The sequence below is a fragment of the Spirillospora sp. NPDC052269 genome, assembly GCF_040679435.1.
Classification (GTDB): Bacteria; Actinomycetota; Actinomycetes; order Streptosporangiales; family Streptosporangiaceae; genus Spirillospora.
Genome location: NZ_JBFAUU010000001.1, coordinates 496,775 through 518,807 on the forward strand (window position 1 = coordinate 496,775; position 22,033 = coordinate 518,807).

Sequence of the window (22,033 nt, forward strand, 5' to 3'; positions counted from 1 at the left end):
CCCCAGATGTCCGTGGACGTTGAGCCGGCCCAGCTCGCCATCGACGGCGCACACCCCGTGCGCACGGCTCCCTGGCCGACCTATGACAAGGGCGATGTCTTCATCGACGACGAGGATCTCGATCTCGTGCTGGAGACGATCCGGGCCCGCCTGTACTTCCGCTACGACCATCGGCCCCACGGGCTGACACAGACCGGCGGCCTGGAACGGGATCTCGCCGCGTTCTTCGGGGTCGAGCACGCGCTGGCCTGCGCGAGCGGCACGACCGCGATCGCGCTGGGGCTGCTCGCGCTGGACCTTCCACCCGGCTCGGCCGTCGCCTGCCCCGCCTTCACGTTCGCCGCGACGCCCAGCGCGATCCGGCTCGCCGGGCACCGGCCCGTGCTGGTGGAGTGCGACGACGACCTGCACCTGGACGTGGCGGACCTGCGCCGCCGCATGACTCCCGAGATCAAGGCGATCGTCGTCGTGCACATGCGCGGCTTCGCCTCCGACATGGACGCGGTGCTGGAGGTCGCGCGCGAGTTCGGCGTGCCGGTCGTCGAGGACGCCGTCCCGGCTCTGGGCGCGCGGCTGCGCGGACGGCCCCTGGGCACGTTCGGCGACGTCGGGGCGTTCAGCACGCAGTCCGACAAGTCGCTGAACACGGGCGAGGGCGGTTTCCTCCTCACCCGCGACCCGGCCCTGCACGCGCGCGCGATCGTGTACTCGGGCGCGTACGAGGGACGGATGTCGCGGCACTTCGACGGGCCCCCGCCGCCCGTCGACGACCTCGCCATGCCGATCTTCGGGCTCCGGATGGACGAGATCCGCGCGGCCCTCGCCCGCGGTCTCCTGCGCCGCCTGCCCGAGCGGCTGGAGGCGCACCACCGGAACTACGACCATGTGGCGGCGGGGCTCGCGGACCTCCCGGACGTGGCGTTGCGGCGTCCCGTCGCCGACCACGCCTACCTGGGCGAGGCGATGGTGTTCCGGGTGCCCGGCGCGAGTTCGGCGCAGAGCGCGTGGATCGCGGCGGCGCTGCGGGCCGAGGGCATCGCCGCGCGGGCCCTCGGAGACCCCGGCGACACCAACGTGCGGGCCTTCTGGAACTGGCGGTTCCTGTTCCCCGAGGCCGAGAAGGCGCGCGCCGAGTTCCCCGTCACCGCCGCCCGGCTGGACGAGGCGATCGACATCCCGCTGTCGGCGAACCTCGATGAGGGGGACTGCGACCAGCTCGTCCAGGCCGTCGACAAGGTCCTGTCCGCCTGGGGAGGGAGGGGCGCGTGATCAAGGTCGTCTATGTGACGGGCTGGTGCCGCAGCGGGACGACCCTGATCGGCAACCTGCTCGCCGAGCTGGACGGCGTGGCGCACGTCGGCGAGCTGCGCTACCTCTGGTCGAACGGTGTCCTCGGCACCGGGACGAACCGGTCGTGCGGCTGCGGGGACGAGATCGAGCGGTGCGCGCTCTGGTCGGCGGTCCTCACCCGCGTCGCGGGCGGTGACCCGGCGAGGCGGCGCGAGCATGCCGAGCGGGCCGTCCGCCGGCAGGACGCGTCGCTGCGCACCCGGCACACGCGCGCCCGCCTGACCGCCGCGCGCGCCCGTTCCCTCGCCGTCCCCCCGGCGGTGGACGACATGGTGAGGCTGTACGAGGCGATCGCGGAGGAGTCCGGCGCGTCGGTGATCGTGGACAGCGGCAAGTTCCCCGCCGAGGCCGCCGCGCTGTGCGGAGCGCGCGGTGTGGACGCGCGCGTTCTGCACGTCGTCCGGGACCCGCGCGCGACGGCCGAGTCGTGGCGGACGGCCAAGGAGTACATTCCGCCCATGCCGCCGGTGCGCAGCACCGGCTACTGGGTCGGGTTCAACCTCGCGTCCGAGCTGATCGGGCGGGCCTTCCCCGACCGCTACCTGCGCGTCCGCTACGAGGACTTCACCCGCGAACCGCGGGCGGCGCTGGCGCGCGCCATGCGGATGGCGGGCCTCACCGGCGAGCCGCCGGTCGACGCGGGCGGCGAGGCGATCCTGCACGTCAATCACACCGTGACGGGCAATCCGGACAGGCTGCGGCGCGGCCCGGTGCGGATCCGCCGGGACGACCGCTGGCTCGGCACGCAGCCACCGCGGGACCGGACGCTCGCGACCGCCGTCGCGCTGCCGATGCTCCCCGCCTACGGCTATCCGCTCGTCCCACGTGGAAGGTGAACCAATGGAATTTCGTGACGTGATGTCCCGTCGCCGGATGGTTCGGTCGTACACGGCGGAGCCCGTGGCCGAGGACGCGCTGGACGGGATCCTCCGTGTCGTCCGGCGCGCTCCGAGCGCCGGGTTCAGCCAGGGCCACCGTGTCGTGGCCGTCACCGACGCCGACACCCGCAAGCGCATCGCGGAGATCGCCGGGGAGCGCTGGTACCTGGAGCGCGGTTGGGGGCCGTGGCTGTCGGAGGCGCCCGTCCTGCTGGTGCTCGGCGTCCACGAGGACTCCTACCACGAGCGCTACCAGCGTCCCGACAAGGTGAACGACGAGGGCGAGGAGATGAACTGGCCCACCCCGTACTGGTGGGTGGACTCGGGCGCGTTGATGATGATGCTCCAGCTCGCCGCCATCGACGCGGGCCTCGGCACCGGCTTCGCCATCGTCCAGCGGACGGACGACCTGAAGGAGCTCCTCGGCCTGCCCGAGGACGTCGCGATCGTCGGCGTCATGACCCTCGGCCACTCGGCCGAGCCCCCGAAGGGCAAGCCCGCCGACCGCGCCCGGTTCCGCGAGCGGCGCAAGTCGATCGAGGACCTCGTCCGCCGCGAACGCTGGTCTTGACGCCCGGTTCCGCCCGACCGGAACTGGTCTTGACGCCCGGTTCCGCCTGACCGGAACTGGTCCTGACACCCGGTTCCGCTCGGCCGGACGGCCCGCCGCACCGGACACGCGGAGGCCCCGGGACGCGCATCGCGTCCCGGGGCCGAAGCGGAGGGGTTAGGAAATGGTGGCGCCGCCGTCGACCGGGAGGATCGTCCCGGTGACGTACTCGGACGAGATCAGGTAGGCGATCGCGTCCGCGACCTCCTCGGGACGCCCGGCGCGCGGCACCGGCAGCGCGCCGGTGAACTGGCCGAACGTGGCGGAACGCTGGTCCTCCGGGATGAACGACCACCACGGCGTGTCGATCAGGCCGGGGGAGACCACGTTCACCCGGACCGGCGAAAGCTCGGCGGCCAGCGGCGGGACGGTCCGCTCGATCGCGCCGTTCACCGCCGCGAGCACGGCCGTGCCCGGGTTCGCCGCGCGCGCCGACGCGGCCGACAGCATGGTGATCGAACCCTTCACCTTTCCCTGCGCCAACCTGATCACCGACAGGTAGGCGAACAGCTTGCCCTCGAACATCTGCCGGACGGCGTCGGCGCCGACCTCGGCGATCGGGCCCATCGCGATCCCGCCGGGGCTGAAGGCGAGCACCAGGTGGTCGAACTCGCCCGTCCGCTCGAAGAACTCGCGGACCTGGGTCTCGTCGGTGCCGTCGACCTGCTCGGCGGAGCTGACGGTCGCCTTGATCTCGGCGAGCTTCTCTGGGTCCCGCCCGGTGACGATCACCTCGGCACCCTGCTCGGCAAGCCGCTCGGCCGCCGCGCGGCCGATCCCGGAGGTACCACCCATGATGACGACGCGCATCTGCGCACTCCCTTAACTAGACGCAACGTCTCGATATTATCCGAGACGCAGCGTCTTGTAAATTGGCGGGCATGACCGGACAACGCGGCCCAGGCCGACCACGCAGCGAGACGGCACGGCGGGCGATCCTCGACGCGGCCATGGCGGCACTCCAGGAGCGCGGGTACGCCGCGCTGACCATGCAGGGCATCGCGGCCCGCGCGGGCGTGGGGAAGCAGACCGTCTACCGCTGGTGGTCGTCCAAGGCGGACGTCGTGCTCGAGGCCATGACCGGGCTGGCGGACGAGCTGGTCGCCGTCCCCGACGAGGGCTCGCTCGATGCCGACCTGGACGTCTTCCTCGCCGCGACCTTCCACCAGCGCGGGCAGCGCGCCGTCCTGGTCGGGCTGATGGCCGAGGCGCTGCTCGACCCGGCGTTCGCGGTCCAGTTCCGGGAGCGGTTCGTGTTCACCCGCCGTGCCGTGTTCCGCTCGATCCTCGAACGCGCCATCGCCCGCGGCGAGGTCGCACCGGACACCGACCTCGAACTGCTGGCCGACATCGTCTACGGCGTCCTCTGGTACCGGATCATGCTCGACCATGCCCCGCTCGACGAGGAGCTCGGACGCCGCTTAGGACGCCTCGTCGTCCGCGAGGCCACCGCCGGAACCGGCGGGTCGTTCCTGACGGGAGGAGCGTCAGTCCTCGATCGTGACGCCCAGCGCGGCGGCGAAGGAGGGCAGGAGTGAGGCCGCGTCGGACGGCCCGACCGTGGCGCCGTCCAGGCCGTCCACGCCGGCCAGGCCGGAGAGGTCGCAGCCGTCGAAGCGGACGTTCCGCGCGGTCGCCTGGCTGAACTGGGCGGCGACCAGCGCGCAGCCCTCGAACCGGACGTCGCGCAGTTCGGCGCTCTGGAAGTTCGCCTCGGTGAGGTTGCAGTCGCGGAACACCACGTTCCGGAGCACCGCGAAGCGGAATCCGGCCAGGTCGGCGCGGCAGCCCTCGAACGTCACGTCGCGAAGGCCGGTCGTGTTGAACTGCGTGCCCGTCATCCGGCAGGTCGTGACCGCGGTGTTGAACAGCCGCGAGTCGAACAGGCGCAGGTTCGCCAGGTCGCAGCCCTGGAACGCCACGTCGGCGAAGCCCGCGCGGTGCAGGGTGAGCCCGGCGAACCGCGTGTCGGTGAAGCGGCAGCGCTCGAACGTCACGTCCTCCGGGTCGTCCTCGGGGGTGAACAGGTCGAGCGCGCTGTAGTCCATGGACAGGAACTTGGCGTCGTGGACGAGTTCGGCGTCGTCGCGTCCTGCGGGGGAGAGCCCCTGCGGGAGGCGCGGCCGGCGTGGTTGACGCGGGGTTCTCGAACCCGTGTTTGACCCGGACATGCCGCCGACCGTACCCGACCCGGCCGTACTCTGGCCGGATCTGATTCCCCTAGGACGGAGGGCACGACGCGTGCCGAAGAGGGTCGATCACGAGCAGCGGCGCAGGCAGATCGCCGAGGCGCTGCTGCGGATCGCGGGCGCGCGCGGGCTCCAGGCGGCCACGATGCGCGAGGTCGCGGCCGAGGCCGGGGTGTCGGTCCGGCTCGTCCAGTACTACTTCGAGAGCAAACTCGAGTTGCTCCTCGGCGCGGTGCCGTTCCTGGGGGAGCAGATGTCGGCGCGCATGGTCGCGCGGATCGGGGAGGAGAGCGCCGGAGTGTCCCCGCCGCCCCCGCGCGCGGTACTGGAGGGCGTTCTCACCGCGGCCATGCCGCTGGACGACGAGGGCCGGCGGATCTGGCGCGCCTACAACGCCTACTTCATCCTCATGCTGGACGACCCCGACTTTGCCGCGCGGGTCGGTGCGCCTCACCACAGTGCGACCGACCGTCTCCTCGCCGAGCACATCACGCGCGCGCAGGAGGCCGGGCAGATCGACCCCGAGCTGGACGCGCTGACCACGGCCGCCGGTCTCTTCACGATGGCGCAGGGCCTCGGCTCCGGCGTGATGGCCGGGCACCGGGACGGCCCGGAGGCCCGCGCGATCCTCGTCTACCACCTGGACCGGCTGTTCCGGCGTTAGTGATACGCCTGTACCATCTCTTAGTGGTACAGGCGTATCATCATGCCCCGGGAGGGTCGAATGCCGACCGCGTCGTCCGCACTGTCCGTAGCAGCCAACGCATCGGCGTCCGTAGCGTCGTCCGGGGAGTTCCACGCCCCCGGCGGGGAGCTGTTCCAGTGGGGGCCGCTCTGGCCGGGCGTCCTGCCCGACCAGATCACCAAGCCGGTGCTGCTGATCGTGCTCTCGGCCGTGGCGGTCATCGTGTTCGCCGGGCGCGCGTTCGGCCGTCCGGCCCTCGTCCCGCGCGGGATCCAGAACGTCGGCGAGATCGGCTACCTGTTCGTCCGCGACCAGATCGCGCGGCCGATGATCGGCAAGGACGGCGACCGCTGGATGCCGTTCCTGCTGCCGCTGTTCCTGTTCGTCCTCGCCATGAACCTCATGGGGGACGTGCCCGTCCTGCAGCTGCCCGCGACCTCGCACTTCGCGATGCCGCTGCTGCTCGCGCTCGTCTGCTACGCGCTCTACCTGGTCATCAGCGTGCGCGAACAGGGAGTCATCGGATACCTCCGGAACATCATGTTCCCGCCCGGACTGCCGGTCTGGGTGTACGTGTTCTACGCGCCGATCGAGCTGCTCCAGCACCTGGTCCTGCGGCCGTTCACGCAGTCGGTGCGGCTGTTCGCGAACATGTTCGCCGGGCACATCCTGCTGGCCTTCTTCGCGACCGTGGCCTGGTGGTTCCTCCTGGAGAGGCCCACGGTCGCGGGGTTCGGGCTGGGCCTGGTCGGGGTGCTGATGTCGGTGGTGCTGACCGCGTTCGAGATCTTCGTGCAGGTCCTGCAGGCGTACATCTTCACGCTGCTTGCCGCGTCCTACATCGGCGGCGCGCTGCACCCCGACCACTGAGCCCTCGCGGCTCCGACGGTGCCGAGCCCGCGTCCGGGTGGGACGCGGGCCGCGCCGGGGGTCAGTGACGTGCGGTGATGCGGGTCGGGAGGGCGACGAAGCCGCGGTCGTTGGACGAGTAGATGCGCTTCACGCCCGGCTCGTCCACCTCGAAGTCGGCGACCGCGGCGGCGATCTCGGTCAGCGCGATGCGCGCCTCGAGCCGTCCGAGCGCCGAGCCGAGGCAGTGGTGGCGGCCGATGCCGAACGACAGCGCCTTGCCCGTGTCGCGGTCGAGGTCGAAGGCGTCGGGGTCGTCGAACACGCGCGGGTCGCGGTTGGCCGAGCCCACCAGGGACAGGACGCGGCCGCCCTTCGGGATGGTGACGCCGTGCAGCTCGACGTCCTCGGTCGCGGTCCGGGCGAGCGTCTGCGTGGACGGGTCGTACCGCAGGGTCTCGTCGATCCACGCGTCCACCCGGCCTCCGCGCAGCGCGGCGGCGCGGGCGTCCGGGTGCGCCCAGGCGGCGTGCCAGCAGTTGCCGATCAGCAGCATGGACGTCTCGATCCCGGCCCCGACCAGCAGGATCAGCACCCCGACGATCTCCTCGGGGGTGAGCCGGTCCTCGCCCTCCGCCGCGTCCAGCAGGCCGGAGAGCAGGTCGTCGCGGCGCTCCTTGGCGCGCTCGATCGTCAGCTGCGTGTAGTAGCCGACCAGCTCGCCGATCGCCTGCAGCGCCTCGGGCGGCAGGTCGGTCACCGGGCCCGGCACGTCCTCCGGCCGGTGCATGATCGCCGAGCCGAGGTCGCGGACCCGGTCCCGGTCGGACTCCGGGACGCCGACCAGCTCGGAGATCACGTCGGTCGGGAACCGCGCGGCGAAGTCGCTCATCAGGTCGAACTCGCCCGCCTCCAGCAGCGGCGCGAGGTGGCCGCGCGCGATCTCGCGCAGGCGCGGCTCCAGCGCGGCGACGCGCTTGGCCGTGAACGCGCGGGACACCAGGCCGCGCATCCGGGTGTGCTTGGGCGGGTCCATCGCGACGAACGAGAAGAACCGCTCCGCGTCGGGGCCCCAGAACGCGGGCTCGATGCGCAGCCCGTTCACGCTGGAGAACCGCGCCGAGTCGCGCAGCGCCGCCTCGACGTCCTCGTGCCTGGACAGGACCCAGATGTCGTCCTCGTCGTTCCGGTGGACGGGCGCCTCCTCGCGCAGGCGCGCGTAGATCGGGTACGGGTCCTTCTGGACGTCGAAGTCGAAGGGGCTGTAGCGGACACTCATGGGGAAGGGCCTTCCGCGTCGTCGCGACCGAAGCGAGACGATCATTGCCGGAAATTCCCTGGCGATCCACCCCGCAACGCGTGAAACCTCCTGACATCCGGCACAATTGATCACCCATCACCCGCTCGAAACGAGGTGCACCGTGAGCGCCGAGCGAGCCCCCCGAGGGATCGACCCCAGCAAGCCGCATCCGGCCCGCCGCTACAACTACTGGCTCGGAGGCAAGGACAACTTCGAGGCCGACCGCGTCTCCGGCGAGGCCGTCGCGTCCGGGTTCCCGACGATCCGGCACGCCGCGATCGAGAACCGCCGGTTCATGCAGCGGGCCGTCCGGTACCTCGCGGAGGAGGCGGGCATCCGGCAGTTCCTGGACATCGGCACCGGCCTCCCCTCGGCGGGCAACGTGCACGAGATCGCCCAGGAGATCGACCCGGCGAGCCGCATCGTCTACGTGGACAACGACCCGATCGTCCTCGTCCACGCGCGCGCCCTGCTGACCAGCTCGCCCGAGGGCGCGACCGCCTACCTGGACTCCGACCTGCGCGAACCCGAGCGCATCCTCGCCGACCCGGCCCTGAGCAAGACCCTCGACCTGACCGAGCCGGTCGCGCTGATGCTGGTCGCCATCACCCACTTCCTCGTCGACGAGGACGACGCGTACGGCATCGTCGGGACCCTCGTCGACGCCCTCGCCCCGGGCAGCTTCGTCGTCATCACCAACGCCACCACCGACTACCTCACCGACGAGGGACGCGCCGCGGTGGACGAGGCGAACCAGCGCAGCGGCATCCCCTTCCGCAACCGCTCCATCGCCGAGTTCGCCAAGTTCTTCGACGGCCTCGAGATCATCGACCCCGGCGTCGGCCCGGTCACCGAATGGCGCCCGGACGCCGTCCAGGAGCACGGCCCGACCGTCGAGCAGGTCTCCATGTACGGCGGCGTCGCCCGCGTCCCCTGACCTACTGCCGCGACAACACCCGCGACGCGCCCGCGATGATCGTCGTCGCGAGGATCCACCCGGAGGCCGTGAGTGCGGCGGCGAGCCACTGGTAGGCGCCGCGCGGCGCGAATGCGCTGTCCTGCCCGAAGGTCACGATGGGCAAGAGCAGGTCAAGCGCATAGAGGAACGGGTTGAACTCCGGCGCCTCGTCCTTCTTCAGCGGCGGCGGGTGGTGTCCGGCGAACACGACCGTCCCGAGCGCCAGCAGGGCGATCAGCCATGCAGCGGCGCGTTGCGGCCGGTATCCGTAGCCGACCGTCCAGTCCTGGAGATATCCCCAGATCCGCTGCGGAACCTGTTGGCCCCCCCGACGCCGTTGCTGTTTCGCTAGCAGGACGTCCCGGGCCGCCGCATCGTGCCCCATACGCCGGTACACGCCGGCCAGGTGCTCATAGGGCTGCGGTATGTATCCGTCGGTGTCCCGCGTCAGCAGTTGCAGGCGGTCGGCCAGGGGCATCGAACGGTGCAGGGACTCGTAGGTGAACCCGTCCAGACGCACCGATTCGGGCCAGGCCTCTGGATAGTCCGCGAGGACGTTGGTGGACGCATGCCGGAGGTCGGCCCTGCCCAGAATCCTCGTCGTCTCACCGAGGCGCAGGATTCCAGAACGTGAACGCTTGAGCTCCAGGTCCCCCTCGATGTGCGCTCCGTCGAAGCACAGGTCCCGCCCGACCTCGGCGGACGTGAACGAGACGCGTCCCGCCGCCCTGAACCCCTCGCAGCAGTCCACCGTGCCGGCGGCCTTGACGCGCGCGGCGGTGATGGCCGCGGAACCCGGGTTGGAGACGTGCGCGTTCTGGAAGGTGATCCCGCCTCTCACGCTGGCGTCGATCATGTGGATCTCGCCGGTCACCCTGGCGTCCTCCAGCATGAGGGGGCCGTTCAGCGACACGCCGGGCAGGGACAGCGCGACCTTTCCGGGGTTGGAGACACGGGCGCCGCGCATGAAGAAGTTGCCCGTCACACGCATTCCGCCGAAGGTCAGCTCGCCGTCCGCGGAGAAGCCGTCGCTCAGGCGCGCGCTCTCACCGATCTCGGTCTGGACGGCGTAGACGGCCGAGGCTCCCGGGTTGGAGAGCGTCGCGCCCTCCATGCGAAGACCACCGGTCAGGGCGGCGCCGCGAATCGAGAGGCGGCCTTCGGTGGCGAGGGAGGACATCTCCAGGGTGCCGTCGACCTTGAGCGCGTCGGCCTGGAGGGCGTCGCCGCCGGGGTTGGTGAGCCGTGCGCCCCCGAGGTCGCAGCGGCGCCCGATGCGGGCGTCCTGGAGGCGGAACTCGCCGGACGACTCCAGGCGCCGGGCGAACAGGCCGTCCTCGGCGGCCAGGCCGTCCCCGTCGAACGCGACACCACCGGGGTTCGCGAACCGGGCGTCATCCAGCCTGAGGGCCTGCCGGATGTGCGCGTTCCACAGGGTGACCTTGCCGTGGGTCGTCGCGTTCCGCATGGTGAGGTCACCGCCGACGGTGAGGTGGTCGGCGCGGACGGCCGGATCGCCGCGCAGACGGGCGCCGGAGAGATCCAGGAGGCCGCCGATCTCGGTGCCGTCCAGCCAGAGGGTGCCTTCGCAGTGGGTTTCGAGAAGGCTGAGGTCGCCGGTGATGCGGGTGTGGACGGCCTGGAGGCCCGGGAGGTGGGCGCGGACGAGGGTGAGGGCGGGGAGGTGGGCGCCGTCCAGGATCGGGGGGTGCTCGAACTCGCAGCCGACCAGGACGAGGGGGTGCGGGACGGTCGCCAGGGACAGGTCCAGGACGCCCGTGATGCGGGCGTTGAACAGGCGGACGGCGGGGGTGCGGCCGGGGAGGCCGGGCTGGACGCCGAGGGCGAGGGCCGCCACGACCTCGGCGCGGACGGGTTCTCCGGCGAGGTCGGTGGGACGGGACTCGGGGAAGGCGTCCCAGACGCGCTGTTCGGGCTCGGTCAGGTCGTCCACATTGATGGGACGTCGAAGCCGGGCCGCCGGTTGCGCGGCCCGGGTGGGTCAGAGTTGGTCGAGGCCTGAGCCGGGGGGCGGTTCGGGGGCGGAAAGGACGGCTTCGACGGCGGGGACGCCCCAGCCGTAGGCGAGCTTGTGGACCTCCAGGACGAAGAAGGACTCGGTGGAGACGACGCCGTCGATCTGGTGGAGGCGGTGGTTGATCAGGTCGGTGAAGTGGCCCGTGTCGCGGCAGATGACCTCGGCCATCACGTCGTAGCCGCCCGTGGTCATGATGACGTAGGACGTCTCGGGCAGGTCGCGCAGGGCGCGGCAGACGCGGGAGGCGGCGCCGGCGGCGACCTTGATGCCGATCATGGCGAGCCGGTCGAAGCCGATGTTCAGCGGGTTGGCGATGCCGACGACCTGCAGGACCCCGGACTCCTCCAGGCGCTGCACCCGGTACCGGACCGAGGACGCCGGGATGCCGAGCTCCTCGGCGATCTGCGCGTAGGGACGGCGGCCGTCGGCCTGCAGGATGGCGATGATGCGGCGGTCGATGTCGTCCAGGGAAGCCGTGCTCATCCGGGATGTCCGTTTCTGCCGTTGGGGGTCCGGGCGGACCCATGATGCCGGGTCAGGAGTCGAAGCCGAGGCCGAGACCGTCCAGCAGGCGCAGCCAGGCGTTGCGGCGGCCGGTGCGGTCCTCGCGGTTCAGGGACCAGCGGGTGGCCTGGACGCCCAGGTAGCGGACGGGTTCGGGCGGGAACGGGACGGGCGCGCGGCGGATCATCGCGGGCCGGGTGCGTTCGGTGTCGCGGCCGGCGAGCAGGTCGAGCATGACCTCCGCGCCGTAGCGGGTCGCGGAGACGCCGAGGCCGGTGAAGCCGAGCGCGTAGCCGACGCGGCGGCCGGACGCGGTCCCGGCGAACATGCAGAACCGGGTCGTCGAGTCGATGACGCCGCCCCACGCGTGGCTGAACGGGACGCCGGAGAGGGACGGGAACGCCTCGGCGAACTGCGCGGCGAGCTTCTCGAACGTCTCCGGGCGCTGGGTGAGCGCCTCGTCCACGCGGTTGCCCCAGTGGTAGATCGCGTCGTAGCCGCCCCACAGGATCCGGTTGTCGGGGGTCTTGCGGAAGTAGTGGAACTGGTTGCCCGCGTCGGACAGGCCGTGGTCGCCCGTCCAGCCGATCCCGGCGAGCTGGTCGTCCGTCAGGGGCTCGGTGACCAGGGCGTAGTCGTAGACGGGGATCCAGCTGAGCGCGAGGCGGCGCAGCAGGGGCCGGTACACGTTGGTGGCCAGCGCCACCTGGACGGCCGAGACCTCGGCGTACGGGGTGCGCAGCCGGACGCGTCCGGTGAGCGGGGTGGTCATCCCGGTCACCTCGGTGTGCTCCGCGATGCGGACGCCCGCGCGCAGGCACGCGTCGCGCAGGCCCCAGACGAGGCGGGCCGGGTCGAGCGTCGCGTAGTCGTGCACCAGGAGGCCGAGGGACCAGAGCGGCGAGTCGATGTGTTTCCGCAGGTCGTCGCCCTCGAGGAGGGTGGCGCGTTCGCCGTGCTTGGCGGCGAGCGCGGCGGCGGAGCGCAGGCCGTCCTCCTGCCAGGGCGTCGCGGCGAGCGACACCTTGCCCGCGCGGCGGAAGTCGCAGTCGATGCCGAGGACGTCGAGGTCGCGTTCCATCGCGTCGAAGTTCGCCAGGCCGAGCCGCTGGAGTTCGCCGATCTCGGCGGGCCACCGCTCCGCGCCGTTCGCCAGGCCGTGGGTGACGCTCGGCGAGCAGAACCCGCCGTTGCGCCCGGACGCGGCGTGCCCGCACGTCTCCTGCTCGACGACCAGCACGTCCAGGCCGGGCCTGCGCCGTTTGGCGAGCAGGGCCGTCCACAGGCCGGTGTAGCCGCCGCCGACGACCGCCAGGTCGCAGCGGGTGTCGGAGGTCAGGCGGGGGAGCGGCGCGGGACGGTCCCGGTCCAGCCAGAACGGGACGGCGGCCGTGCGGCCGAGGTGGGAGCGGTGGCTCATGCGAATCCTTCGCGGGCGGAAAGCGGGACGGGCCGGACCCCGGGGCACTCGGCGCCCGGGGGCGCTGCGTCCGGGGTTCGGCCGGGACGGGTCAGAGGGAGATGACGCCGGTCCGGGTGTCGGTCATGTCGAGCAGCGTCCACTTGCCGCCGATGCGGCCCCAGCCGGTGCCGCGGCCGCCCGCGCCGCCGAACGGCATGTTGACGTCCCACCAGGAGTTGGAGTCGTTGACGATGACCTGGCCGACGGCCATCTCCTCCATGAACCGGAACGCCTTGGTCATGTCCTTGGTGAACACCGCGCCCTGCAGGCCGAGCGCGTCGTCGTTGGCGATGCGCAGCAGGTCGTCGTCGTCCCGGCCGGTGATGATCGGGACGACCGGGCCGAACGACTCCTCGCGGGACAGCAGGCTGTCCTCGGGGACCTCGTCCACGACGGTGAACTCGTAGTACAGGTCGGTCGGCATGCCGGAACGGCGGCCGCCGCCGAGCAGGATCTTCGCGCCGCGCTCGCGGGCGTCGGCCATGTGCCGGTCCATCTTGGCGGCGACGCCCTCGTTGTTCAGCGGGCCGAGGTTGACGGAGGCGTCGAACGGGTCGCCGAGGACGACGCTCTCGGCGGCGCGCAGGACCTCGGCGACGAACGCGTCGTGCACGTCGGCGTGGACGATGACGCGCTCGGTGGCGCAGCAGACCTGGCCGGCGCAGAGGTATGCGCCGTCGACGGCGGCGCGGGCGGCCGCGGCGAGGTCGGCGTCGGCGAGGACGACGACGGGGCCGTTGCCCGAGCACTCCATGACCGAGCGCTTGAGCCCGGCCATCTTCTGGATCTTCTCTCCCGTGGCGGACGACCCGATGAACCCGATCGCGTCGATCCCGTCGTGCGTGACCAGGGCCTCGCCGGTGGCGCCCGCGCCCGGGACGACGTTGACCAGCCCGGCCGGCACGCCCGCGGCGATGAACGCCTCCATCGCCGCGAGGACGGTCAGGGAGGTGTTCTCCGGCGGCTTGACGACGTGCGCGTTGCCGGTGGCGAGGCCGGGAGCGACGAACTCGGCGAGCATCAGCAGCGGGAAGTTCCAGGGCGTGATGATGCCCCAGGTGCCGACCGGCCGGTGGAAGGTGAACATCCGCTTGGAGGAGTCGGTGGACGGCAGCGTCTCGCCGTGCAGCCGGACGGCGTCCTCGGCGTGCAGGTGGAAGAGCTTGGCGGCCTCCTCGATGTCGGCGACCGACTCGGCGAGCGGCTTGCCCTGCTCCAGGGTCTGCAGGCGGGCCAGCTCGTCCACGCGCTTGGCCAGCTCGTCGCCGATCCGGTGACACAGCGCGGCGCGTTCCCACACGTTGGTGGCGGCCCAGGCGGGCTGCGCGGCGCGGGCGGCGGCCACGGCGGCGTCCACGTCGGCGGCGACGGCCTCGGGGATCGCGCCGGCGCGCTCGCCGGTGGCCGGGCTGATCACCTCGACGATCCCGGTGCCCTGACCGGACACGTACGCGCCGTCGACGAAGAAGCTGCTGGTGGTCGTCATGGGATGACCCTTCCTGCTCGGGGTGGTTCCCCAGCCTGCAATCAGCAGAAGATTCCTGTCAAGACTCACGATCCAACATCTCTGAACATGATCTTGTGCTGAATCTTCAGTCTTGACGCGGTTCTTTTGTCGGATCTATAACGAGTGGCACCGATCACACCACCCCGACGCAAGGACCCCCGCATGACGGCACTCCCCGAGACCACGACCGAGGGCCCGCCCGCGCTGCAGAAGAAGATGCGCTGGTGGGACGGGTTCGCGATGTCCCTGACCATGCCCGCGGCGCTCATCGCCTCGCTCGGAGCGTCCATCGGCGGCCTCGGCGCCTGGGGCGCGATGGCGATCTGGGCGCTGTCGATGGTCCTCGCGACGGCGACCAACTGGATCTACACCGAGCTCGCCGCGATGTTCCCCGAGTCGTCCGGCGGCATCGCGCACTACGCGGCGGAGGGGTGGCGGCGGCGCGCGCCCGTCGTCGGGCCGATCGCCAGCATCGGCTACTGGTTCCCCTGGACGACGGCGCTCTCGGTCTACGCCGGGATCATCGGCTCGCTCGTCCAGGCCCAGTGGTTCCCGGACCAGGACTGGAAGTGGACGCTCGGCCCGGTCGAGCTGACCTTCCCGATCACGGTCGGGCTGGCCGTGATCGCGCTGCTGTTCTGCGCCGCGATGGTCGGCCTGCACGCCGCCATGTGGGTCGTGTACGTGACGGGGGGCGTGCTGCTGATCCCGCTGGCCGTGTTCATCGTCGGGCCGTTCGTGACCGGTGACTGGCACGCGTCCGGCCTGCACTGGAACCTGCACGGGATGGGCGGCCTGCGCGAGGCGCTGGTCTGGCTGTACGTGATGGCCTGGACCTCCTTCGGCGTCGAGGTCTGCGCGACGTTCGCGCCCGAGTACAAGGACACCGTCCGGGACACCTCCCGCGCCCTGCGCGCCGGCGTGCTGTTCTCCCTGGGGATCTTCGTCCTGCTGCCGCTGTCGCTGTCCGGCTACGTGGGCGAGAAGAAGATCGGCGCGGAGCCCACCACGTTCTACGTCAGCGCGTTCCAGAAGCTGATCGGCGGCGCGGCCGACCTGATGGTCGTCTTCCTCATCGCCTCGCTACTGCTCATCATGATCACCGGCCTCGCGGACGGTTCGCGCGTGCTCTACAACATGGGCGCCGAGGGCACCACCCTCAAGCAGGTCGGCAAGCTGAACAAGCGCGGCGTCCCGGCGCGGGCGCTGGTCGTCGCGCTCGTGATCAACGCGTTCGTGCTGGTCGTGCTGAAGACCCCGCTGGCCATCATCGTGACCGGCAACTTCGGCTACATCCTCACCCACATCCTGGCGATCTCCGGGTTCGCGCTGCTGCGCAGGGACCGCCCGGACGCGCCGCGCCCGATCCGCCTGCCCGGGTTCTTCGTCCCGCTGGCCTGGCTGCTCGCGGCGTTCCTGCTGCTCGTCCTCGTGGTCGGCGCGACCGGGTTCTCGATCACCGGGTACGGCGGCTACAAGGAACTCGGCATCGCCCTCGGCGTCCTCGCCCTGTCGGTCGTCCTCTGGCTGTACCGGACGAAGGTCCAGGACAAGCGCGAGAGCTCGAACTAGGCCGGCCGCCTAGGCCAGGCGCAGCGCCAGGAAGAAGTCGACGCGGTCCTCCAGCCGCGACAGGTCGCGGCCGGTCAGCTCCTCGATCCGCTGGATCCGGTAGCGGACGGAGTTGACGTGCAGATGCAGCCGCTCGGCGCAGCGCGTCCACGACCCGGAGTGCTGGAGGAACGTCTCGAGGGTCAGGACCAGGTCGGCCCGGTGCTCCTCGTCGTAGGTGCGCAGCGGATCGAGCAGCCGGACCTTGAACATGTGGCGGACGTCGTCGGGCACCGACGCCAGCAGCAGGACGTGCGTGGCCAGCTCGTCGTGCCCGACGACCGACACCGCGTCGCTGTGCCCGGCGGACAGCCGCCGGGCATAGCGCGCCTCCTCGACCGCCCCGCGCAGCTCCCCGGCGGCGACGACGTCGCTCACCCCGGCCGCGAGCCGGTCGCCGCCGAGGCCGGGCGCGAGGGCGAGCAGCGCCCGGTGCACCTCGCCCGCGACGTCGTGCCCCGGTTCGACCTGCACCAGCGCGACCGCCTCGTCGTCCAGGAGGCCCACGGCCGGGCCCGGCTCGCCCGGCAGGGCCTCCCGCAGGACGGTCCGCAACTCGCCGGGACGCAGCCGTCCGGACGACACGGCCGACACGGCGGCGAACGTCGCCGCCGGGTCCAGGCCGGTCAGCTCCAGGCGCGGGCCGACCTCGTCCGCCGCCGCCCCCGACACCACCAGCCGGACGAGCTCCTGCGTCAGCCGTCCGGGCACGCTCAGCCGGTCGTCCAGCCGGGCCCGCTCCAGCGCGACGATCGCGGTCAGCTCGGAGACCAGCGCGCGCCGCTCGGCGGGCCAGTCCGCGAGGTCGCCCGCGCAGGCCACGAACCAGTCCGCGACCCGCGCGGTCGTGTCCGGCGCGACCGGGAACAGTGACAGGTCCGCCGAGGCCAGCCGGTGCGGCAGGCGCGGGGCGGTGAGGAACTCCCGCGCGAGGTCCTCGGGATCGGCGGGCGCCGGGGGGCCCGCGACGACGCGTCCGGTCGGGGTCAGGACCCAGCAGCGCATGCCGAGGTCGCGGTCGACCAGCTCCAGCACCGGCCCGAGCCCCGCGCCCTCGGTCACCCCCGCGACGAGCCGCCGGTGCCGGTCCAGGACGGCGGTCAGGTCCGCGGCCCGCGCGCCGGACAGCCGCCGGACGACCTGCTCGGTCACCGTCGCGAACGCCACGTCCTCCGGCACCCGGAACAGCGGCAGCCGGTGCCGCGCGCAGGCCTCCACCAGGTCGGCGGGGATCGTCCCCTTCACCGCGTCCCAGGCCGCCAGCGCCGACACCCCGGCCCGGGCCAGCGCCCGGACGAACACCTCCGAGTCGCCCGGGGCCGTCCGCCACATCAGCCCGGTCAGCACCAGCTCCCGTCCGCTCAGGTAGCGGGACGGGTCCAGCAGGTCGGTCGTCACCACCCAGCGGATCACCCGGTCCAGCTCGTCGTCGCCGGTCATCAGCGCCAGCCGGAGTTCCGGCATCGCCAGGAGGGAACGCAACCTCATACGGGCGAACCTAACCCACGGGTCTCGTCCGGCTGATATCGGCTGATGTTGGAGCAAACCACGAAAAATGTTCGGCAGGTGGGGGTGGACTTCGGACGTCCTGTGCCTCGACCGGCCGGGGTGCCGGTGTGTGTACTCGTGGTGATCCACAGAAAAGGGGGGCCGGGTGCCGGACCGGTTGAACGCGCTGTCGGCGGACGAGGCGGAGGCCGAGCTGCTGACCTGCTGCGCCTCGCGGCGGTGGGCCGCCGAGGTCGCCGCCGGGCGGCCGTACGCCGGTCGTGCCGCGCTGATGGCCGCGTCCGCGAAGGCGCTGGAGAACCTCGCCTGGACGGACGTCCTGGAGGCGCTGGGCGCGCACCCGCGCATCGGCGAGCGGGCGAAGGGCGACGAGCGCGAGGCGCGCTGGTCGCGCGGCGAGCAGTCCGGGGCCGCGACCGCCGAGGACGCCACGAAGCGGGCCCTGGTCGAGGGGAACCGGGCCTACGAGGAGCGGTTCGGGCACGTGTTCCTGATCTGCGCGACCGGGAAGAGTGCTGAGGAGATCCTCGCCGACCTGCGCGTCCGGCTGGGGAACGACTCCGGGACCGAGCGGACGGCCGTCCGCGCCGAGCTCGCCGCGATCACCGGGCTGCGGCTGGCCAAGCTGATCGAAGGGGCGTGAATGTCGCTCTCCACGCACGTGCTGGACGCCGCGAAGGGCCGTCCGGCGGCGGGTGTCGCCGTCCGGCTGGAACGCCGCGAGGACGGCCGCTACCGCGAGATCGCCGAAGCCCGGACGGACGCCGACGGCCGGATCCGCGACTGGGGCGGCGTGGAGATCGGCGCCGGGACCTACCGGCTGATCTTCGAGACCGAAGGGCTGTCCGACTTCTATCCCGAGGTCGCCGTGGCGTTCGTGGTCGACGATCCCGGACGGCACTTCCACGTGCCGCTGCTGCTGAGTCCGTTCGCCTACTCGACCTACCGAGGGAGCTAGCCGATGGCCATCGTTCTCGGCCCGAACCGCTACGGGAAGGCGGAGGTGCGCGTCGTCCGGGTGACCAGGGACGGCGGGATCCACCGGATCAAGGATCTGAACGTCAGCATCTCCCTGTCCGGGGACATGGAGGACGTCCACCTGTCCGGCGACAACGCGGCGGTGCTCACCACGGACGCGCAGAAGAACACGGTGTTCGCGTTCGCCAAGAAGCACGGCATCGGGGAGATCGAGGACTTCGCGCTGCTGCTGGCCCGGCACTTCGTCGACTCCCAGCCGACGGTCCACCACGCGCGGGTCGAGATCGACGAGTACGCCTGGGATCGCATCCCGGTCGTGGACGGCCCGCCCGGCGAACGGCACTCGTTCGTCCGGAGCGGGGGCGAGACGCGGACCTGCCTCGTGCACAGCGACGGGACGGGCGCCGAGGAGTCGGTGGTCTCGGGGCTGAAGGACATGGTCGTCCTGAACAGCACGGGCAGTGAGTTCCACGGATTCGTCAAGGATGAGTACACGACCCTCCCCGAGACCGACGACCGGATCCTCGCGACGGCCGTGACCGCCCGGTGGCGGCACCGGGGCGTCCATGCGGACTGGGCGAAGTCGCACCGGCAGGTCAGGAGGGGCCTGCTGGAGGCGTTCGCCGGGACGCACTCGCTGTCGCTCCAGCAGACGCTGTACGCGATGGGCCGCCGCGTGCTGACCGAGTGCCCGGAGGTCTGCGAGGTGCGGCTGGCGATGCCGAACAAGCACCATTTCGCCGTCGATCTCTCCCCGTTCGGGCTCGACAACCCCAACGAGGTCTTCCACGCCGCCGACCGCCCGTACGGGTTGATCGAGGGAATGATCTTGGACGACGCCGTTCCGGGTTCGAAAACGGCATGGAAGTGAGATTCTGGGAAATATGGACTTCTTGCGGCCTCTGACCTGGGCGGACGCGCTCGCCGCCCAGGCCGCGCACCCCGGTGCGACGCCGGTCCAGGGCGGCACGGACGTCATGGTCGAGATCAACTTCGACGCGGCCCGTCCGGACGCGCTGCTCGACCTCAACCCCGTCCGGGAGCTGGCCGAGCACGAGACCCTGCCGGACGGCACGCTCCGCGTCGGCGCGGGCGTCCCGTACGTCCGGCTGATCTCCGAGCTGGGGGACCGGCTGCCCGGCCTCGCCCAGGCGTCCCGGACGGTCGGCTCGCCGCAGATCCGCAACCGGGGCACGGCCGGCGGGAACCTCGGCGCGGCCTCGCCCGCCGGGGACTGCCACCCGCCGCTGCTCGCCTCGGACGCGGTCGTCGAGGTCGAGTCGTCCGCGCGCGGCACCCGGCTGATCCCGGTCGCCGAGTTCTACACCGGCGTGAAGCGGAACGCGCTGGAGCCGGACGAGCTGATCCGCGCGATCCGGATCGCCCCGGCGTCCGGGCCGCAGTACTTCGCCAAGATCGGCACCCGGAACGCGATGGTGATCGCGGTCTGCTCGTTCGCGATCGCCCTGCACCCGGAGGAGCGCCGGGTCGGGACGGGCGTCGGGTCGGCCGCGCCGACGCCGCGCCGCGCGACGGCCGCCGAGGAGTTCCTGTCCGGCGAACTGGACTGGGACGGGCGAGGCCCGCTGTCGATCTCGGTCGCGCGGCGGTTCGGGGAGCTCGTCCAGGAGGCGGCCGCGCCGATCGACGACGTCCGCGGCACCGCCGACTACCGGAGGCACGCCCTGTCGGTCATGGCGCGCCGCACGCTGACCTGGGCTTGGAACGACCACCGCGCGACCCGGGAGGAGGCGTCCTGATGCGGGTGAACGTCACCGTCAATGGTGTGGAGCAGGCCGTGGACGACGTGTGGGAGGGCGAGTCCCTGCTGTACGTCCTGCGCGAGCGGATGGGCCTGCCGGGCTCGAAGAACGCCTGTGAGCAGGGCGAATGCGGTTCCTGCACGGTCTACCTGGACGGCCTCCCGGTCTGTTCGTGCCTGGTCGCCGCCGGGCAGGTCGAGGGCCGCGAGGTCCGCACCGTCGAGGGCCTCGCGCCGGACTCGGGTCGAGACGGAATGGACCGGGACGAACTGGACCCCGTCCAGCAGGCGTTCCTGGAGGCGGGCGCGGTGCAGTGCGGCTTCTGCACGCCGGGCCTGGTCGTCCAGTCGCACGACCTGCTGGAGCGGGTGCCCGACCCGTCCGACGCGGAGATCCGCGAGGCGCTCGCCGGGAACCTGTGCCGCTGCACGGGCTACGAGAAGATCCTGGACGCGGTGCGGCTGGCCGCGAGGCGGAAGGCCGAGGCGCGGCGGTGATCGTCATTGAGAACGCGCACGTCGTGACCGTCACCGGGGACGAGTACCCCGGCGGCCACCTGGTGATCGAGGACGACCGGATCACCGCCGTCGGCCCAGGCCCGGCGCCCGTCGACGGAGGCGAGCGGATCGATGGGACGGGCTGTCTCGTGACGCCCGGCCTGGTCAACGCCCACCACCACCTGTACCAGTGGGCGTCCCAGGGGATCGCGCCCGAGCACACGCTCTTCGAGTGGCTCGTGGCGTCCTATCCGGTGTGGGCGCGGATGGACGCCGAGGTCGTCGCGGGCGCGGCGTCCGCCGGGCTCGGCTGGCTCGCCAAGTCGGGCTGCACGACGTCCACCGACCACCACTATGTCTTCCCCAAGGGACGCGGCGACCTGTTCGCGGCCGAGATCGAGGCCGCGCGCGAGCTGGGGGTCCGCTTCCATCCGTGCCGGGGCTCGATGGACCGGGGCGTCTCGCGGGGCGGCCTCCCGCCGGACGAGGTCGTCGAGGACCTCGACACGATCATGGCCGAGACCGAGGCCGCGATCGACCGGTACCACGACGCGTCCTCCGGCTCGATGCTGCGGATCGCCGTCGCGCCCTGCTCGCCGTTCTCGGTGTCCAGGGAGCTTCTGGTCATGTCGGCCGAACTCGCCCGCGCGAAGGGCGTCCGGCTGCACACCCACCTCGCCGAGACCCTGGACGAGGAGGAGCACACCCGCGAGCAGTTCGGCATGACCCCGACCGAGTACATGGACGCGATCGGCTGGCTCGGCCCGGACGTCTGGCTCGCCCACTGCGTCCACCTGCACGACACCGACGTGAAACGGCTCGCGGAGACCGGCACCGGCACCGCGCACTGCCCGTCGTCCAACGCGCGGCTCGGCGCGGGCATCGCCCGGGTGGCGGCGCTGCTGGAGGCGGGCGCGCCGGTCGGGCTCGGCGTGGACGGCTCGGCGTCGGCCGAGATGGTCCCACTGGCCGGGGAGATCCGGCAGGCCGTGTACATGCAGCGCGCCAGGTTCGGACCGACCGCGCTGACCGCGCGGCAGGCGCTGGAGATGGCGACCATGGGCGGCGCGCGCTGCCTCGGCCGCCAGGACGAGATCGGGTCGCTGGAACCCGGCAAGCTCGCCGACATCGCGCTGTGGCGGGTGGACGGCTTCCACGCGGCGGTCGAGGATCCCGTGGTCGCGCTGGCCCACGGCGGGACGCCGCCGCTTGCGCGCCTGCTCGTCGGCGGCCGGACGGTCGTCCGCGACGACACGCTCGTCTCCGTCCCGCAGGACGAGGTCGGACGACGCGGAGCCGCCGCCCACCGCCGCCTCATGAAACTCGCCGAGGAGGTGCTCTAGCC

Annotated in this window: 22 protein-coding genes; 14 read left to right on the plus strand and 8 right to left on the minus strand. The window is 72.0% G+C overall.

The window, feature by feature from the left end:
• The first annotated feature begins 6 nt into the window (after nucleotides 1-6).
• From AB0L06_RS02375 to AB0L06_RS02385, 3 genes are read left to right on the plus strand one after another with little or no spacing between them, the layout of a single operon-like run.
• On the plus strand, nucleotides 7-1,269 hold the full coding sequence (locus AB0L06_RS02375) for a DegT/DnrJ/EryC1/StrS family aminotransferase (protein ID WP_500229087.1): 1,263 nt from the start codon (nucleotides 7-9) through the stop codon (nucleotides 1,267-1,269).
• Nucleotides 1,266-2,186 (plus strand): sulfotransferase, encoded by a 921-nt coding sequence (locus AB0L06_RS02380; RefSeq protein ID WP_500229088.1) that lies wholly within the window; start codon nucleotides 1,266-1,268, stop codon nucleotides 2,184-2,186. The genes AB0L06_RS02375 and AB0L06_RS02380 overlap by 4 nt, the downstream gene beginning before the upstream one ends.
• Nucleotides 2,187-2,190: 4 nt before the next feature.
• A complete protein-coding gene (locus AB0L06_RS02385) occupies nucleotides 2,191-2,799 on the plus strand; it encodes a nitroreductase family protein (protein ID WP_500229089.1) in 609 nt (202 codons plus the stop codon).
• 156 nt (nucleotides 2,800-2,955) lie between these two features.
• Here the strand turns inward: AB0L06_RS02385 and AB0L06_RS02390 are convergent, their stop codons facing one another.
• On the minus strand, nucleotides 2,956-3,648 hold the full coding sequence (locus tag AB0L06_RS02390; RefSeq protein WP_500229090.1) for an SDR family oxidoreductase: 693 nt from the start codon (nucleotides 3,646-3,648) through the stop codon (nucleotides 2,956-2,958).
• A 71-nt stretch (nucleotides 3,649-3,719) separates the two neighbouring features.
• Between AB0L06_RS02390 and AB0L06_RS02395 the strand changes: the two genes are divergently transcribed.
• Nucleotides 3,720-4,376, plus strand: a complete 657-nt coding sequence (locus tag AB0L06_RS02395; protein ID WP_500229091.1) for a TetR/AcrR family transcriptional regulator — start codon at nucleotides 3,720-3,722, stop codon at nucleotides 4,374-4,376.
• On the opposite strand, the gene AB0L06_RS02400 is transcribed toward AB0L06_RS02395, so the two are convergent.
• The gene (locus tag AB0L06_RS02400) at nucleotides 4,326-5,009 is read right to left on the minus strand and encodes a pentapeptide repeat-containing protein (protein WP_500229092.1); all 684 of its coding nucleotides are present in this window, start codon (nucleotides 5,007-5,009) and stop codon (nucleotides 4,326-4,328) included. The genes AB0L06_RS02395 and AB0L06_RS02400 overlap by 51 nt on opposite strands.
• A gap of 70 nt (nucleotides 5,010-5,079) precedes the next feature.
• Here AB0L06_RS02400 and AB0L06_RS02405 point away from each other — a divergent pair, with 70 nt between their 5' ends.
• Nucleotides 5,080-5,691, plus strand: coding sequence for a TetR/AcrR family transcriptional regulator (locus AB0L06_RS02405; RefSeq protein WP_500229093.1), 612 nt, complete (start codon nucleotides 5,080-5,082; stop codon nucleotides 5,689-5,691).
• A 60-nt stretch (nucleotides 5,692-5,751) separates the two neighbouring features.
• Nucleotides 5,752-6,582, plus strand: coding sequence for a F0F1 ATP synthase subunit A (gene atpB, locus AB0L06_RS02410; RefSeq protein ID WP_500229094.1), 831 nt, complete (start codon nucleotides 5,752-5,754; stop codon nucleotides 6,580-6,582).
• A gap of 61 nt (nucleotides 6,583-6,643) precedes the next feature.
• On the opposite strand, the gene AB0L06_RS02415 is transcribed toward atpB, so the two are convergent.
• Complete coding sequence (locus AB0L06_RS02415) at nucleotides 6,644-7,840, minus strand: cytochrome P450 (RefSeq protein WP_500229095.1); 1,197 nt, start codon at nucleotides 7,838-7,840, stop codon at nucleotides 6,644-6,646.
• A 142-nt stretch (nucleotides 7,841-7,982) separates the two neighbouring features.
• On the opposite strand from AB0L06_RS02415, the gene AB0L06_RS02420 reads away from it, so the two are divergent.
• Nucleotides 7,983-8,798, plus strand: coding sequence for an SAM-dependent methyltransferase (locus tag AB0L06_RS02420; protein WP_500229096.1), 816 nt, complete (start codon nucleotides 7,983-7,985; stop codon nucleotides 8,796-8,798).
• A 1-nt stretch (nucleotide 8,799) separates the two neighbouring features.
• On the opposite strand, the gene AB0L06_RS02425 is transcribed toward AB0L06_RS02420, so the two are convergent.
• From AB0L06_RS02425 to AB0L06_RS02440, 4 genes are all read right to left on the minus strand, one after another.
• The gene (locus AB0L06_RS02425) at nucleotides 8,800-10,773 is read right to left on the minus strand and encodes a hypothetical protein (protein ID WP_500229097.1); all 1,974 of its coding nucleotides are present in this window, start codon (nucleotides 10,771-10,773) and stop codon (nucleotides 8,800-8,802) included.
• Nucleotides 10,774-10,821: 48 nt separating this feature from the next.
• Nucleotides 10,822-11,340, minus strand: a complete 519-nt coding sequence (locus tag AB0L06_RS02430; protein WP_500229098.1) for an Lrp/AsnC family transcriptional regulator — start codon at nucleotides 11,338-11,340, stop codon at nucleotides 10,822-10,824.
• A gap of 52 nt (nucleotides 11,341-11,392) precedes the next feature.
• Nucleotides 11,393-12,781 (minus strand): NAD(P)/FAD-dependent oxidoreductase, encoded by a 1,389-nt coding sequence (locus AB0L06_RS02435; protein ID WP_500229099.1) that lies wholly within the window; start codon nucleotides 12,779-12,781, stop codon nucleotides 11,393-11,395.
• A gap of 91 nt (nucleotides 12,782-12,872) precedes the next feature.
• Nucleotides 12,873-14,309 (minus strand): aldehyde dehydrogenase family protein, encoded by a 1,437-nt coding sequence (locus AB0L06_RS02440; protein WP_500229100.1) that lies wholly within the window; start codon nucleotides 14,307-14,309, stop codon nucleotides 12,873-12,875.
• A gap of 183 nt (nucleotides 14,310-14,492) precedes the next feature.
• Here AB0L06_RS02440 and AB0L06_RS02445 point away from each other — a divergent pair, with 183 nt between their 5' ends.
• Nucleotides 14,493-15,902: an APC family permease gene (locus AB0L06_RS02445; protein WP_500229101.1), complete on the plus strand. Its 1,410-nt coding sequence runs from the start codon at nucleotides 14,493-14,495 to the stop codon at nucleotides 15,900-15,902.
• 9 nt (nucleotides 15,903-15,911) lie between these two features.
• On the opposite strand, the gene AB0L06_RS02450 is transcribed toward AB0L06_RS02445, so the two are convergent.
• Nucleotides 15,912-17,429, minus strand: a complete 1,518-nt coding sequence (locus tag AB0L06_RS02450; protein WP_500229102.1) for a PucR family transcriptional regulator — start codon at nucleotides 17,427-17,429, stop codon at nucleotides 15,912-15,914.
• 166 nt (nucleotides 17,430-17,595) lie between these two features.
• Here AB0L06_RS02450 and uraD point away from each other — a divergent pair, with 166 nt between their 5' ends.
• Genes uraD through AB0L06_RS02480 form a run of 6 tightly spaced genes read left to right on the plus strand, consistent with a single transcriptional unit; the run spans nucleotide 17,596 to nucleotide 22,031 of the window.
• Nucleotides 17,596-18,093 carry a 2-oxo-4-hydroxy-4-carboxy-5-ureidoimidazoline decarboxylase gene (gene uraD, locus AB0L06_RS02455; protein ID WP_500229103.1) on the plus strand — a complete coding sequence of 166 codons (498 nt, stop codon included), beginning with the start codon at nucleotides 17,596-17,598 and terminating at the stop codon, nucleotides 18,091-18,093.
• Nucleotides 18,094-18,408: a hydroxyisourate hydrolase gene (uraH, locus tag AB0L06_RS02460; protein WP_500229104.1), complete on the plus strand. Its 315-nt coding sequence runs from the start codon at nucleotides 18,094-18,096 to the stop codon at nucleotides 18,406-18,408.
• Nucleotides 18,409-18,411: 3 nt separating this feature from the next.
• Complete coding sequence (pucL, locus tag AB0L06_RS02465) at nucleotides 18,412-19,299, plus strand: factor-independent urate hydroxylase (RefSeq protein ID WP_500229105.1); 888 nt, start codon at nucleotides 18,412-18,414, stop codon at nucleotides 19,297-19,299.
• 13 nt (nucleotides 19,300-19,312) lie between these two features.
• Nucleotides 19,313-20,188, plus strand: a complete 876-nt coding sequence (locus AB0L06_RS02470) for an FAD binding domain-containing protein (RefSeq protein WP_500229106.1) — start codon at nucleotides 19,313-19,315, stop codon at nucleotides 20,186-20,188.
• Nucleotides 20,188-20,688: a (2Fe-2S)-binding protein gene (locus AB0L06_RS02475; RefSeq protein ID WP_500229107.1), complete on the plus strand. Its 501-nt coding sequence runs from the start codon at nucleotides 20,188-20,190 to the stop codon at nucleotides 20,686-20,688. The genes AB0L06_RS02470 and AB0L06_RS02475 overlap by 1 nt, the downstream gene beginning before the upstream one ends.
• Nucleotides 20,685-22,031, plus strand: a complete 1,347-nt coding sequence (locus tag AB0L06_RS02480) for an 8-oxoguanine deaminase (protein ID WP_500229108.1) — start codon at nucleotides 20,685-20,687, stop codon at nucleotides 22,029-22,031. Before AB0L06_RS02475 ends, AB0L06_RS02480 begins: the two co-directional genes overlap by 4 nt.
• The last annotated feature ends 2 nt before the right edge of the window (nucleotides 22,032-22,033 follow it).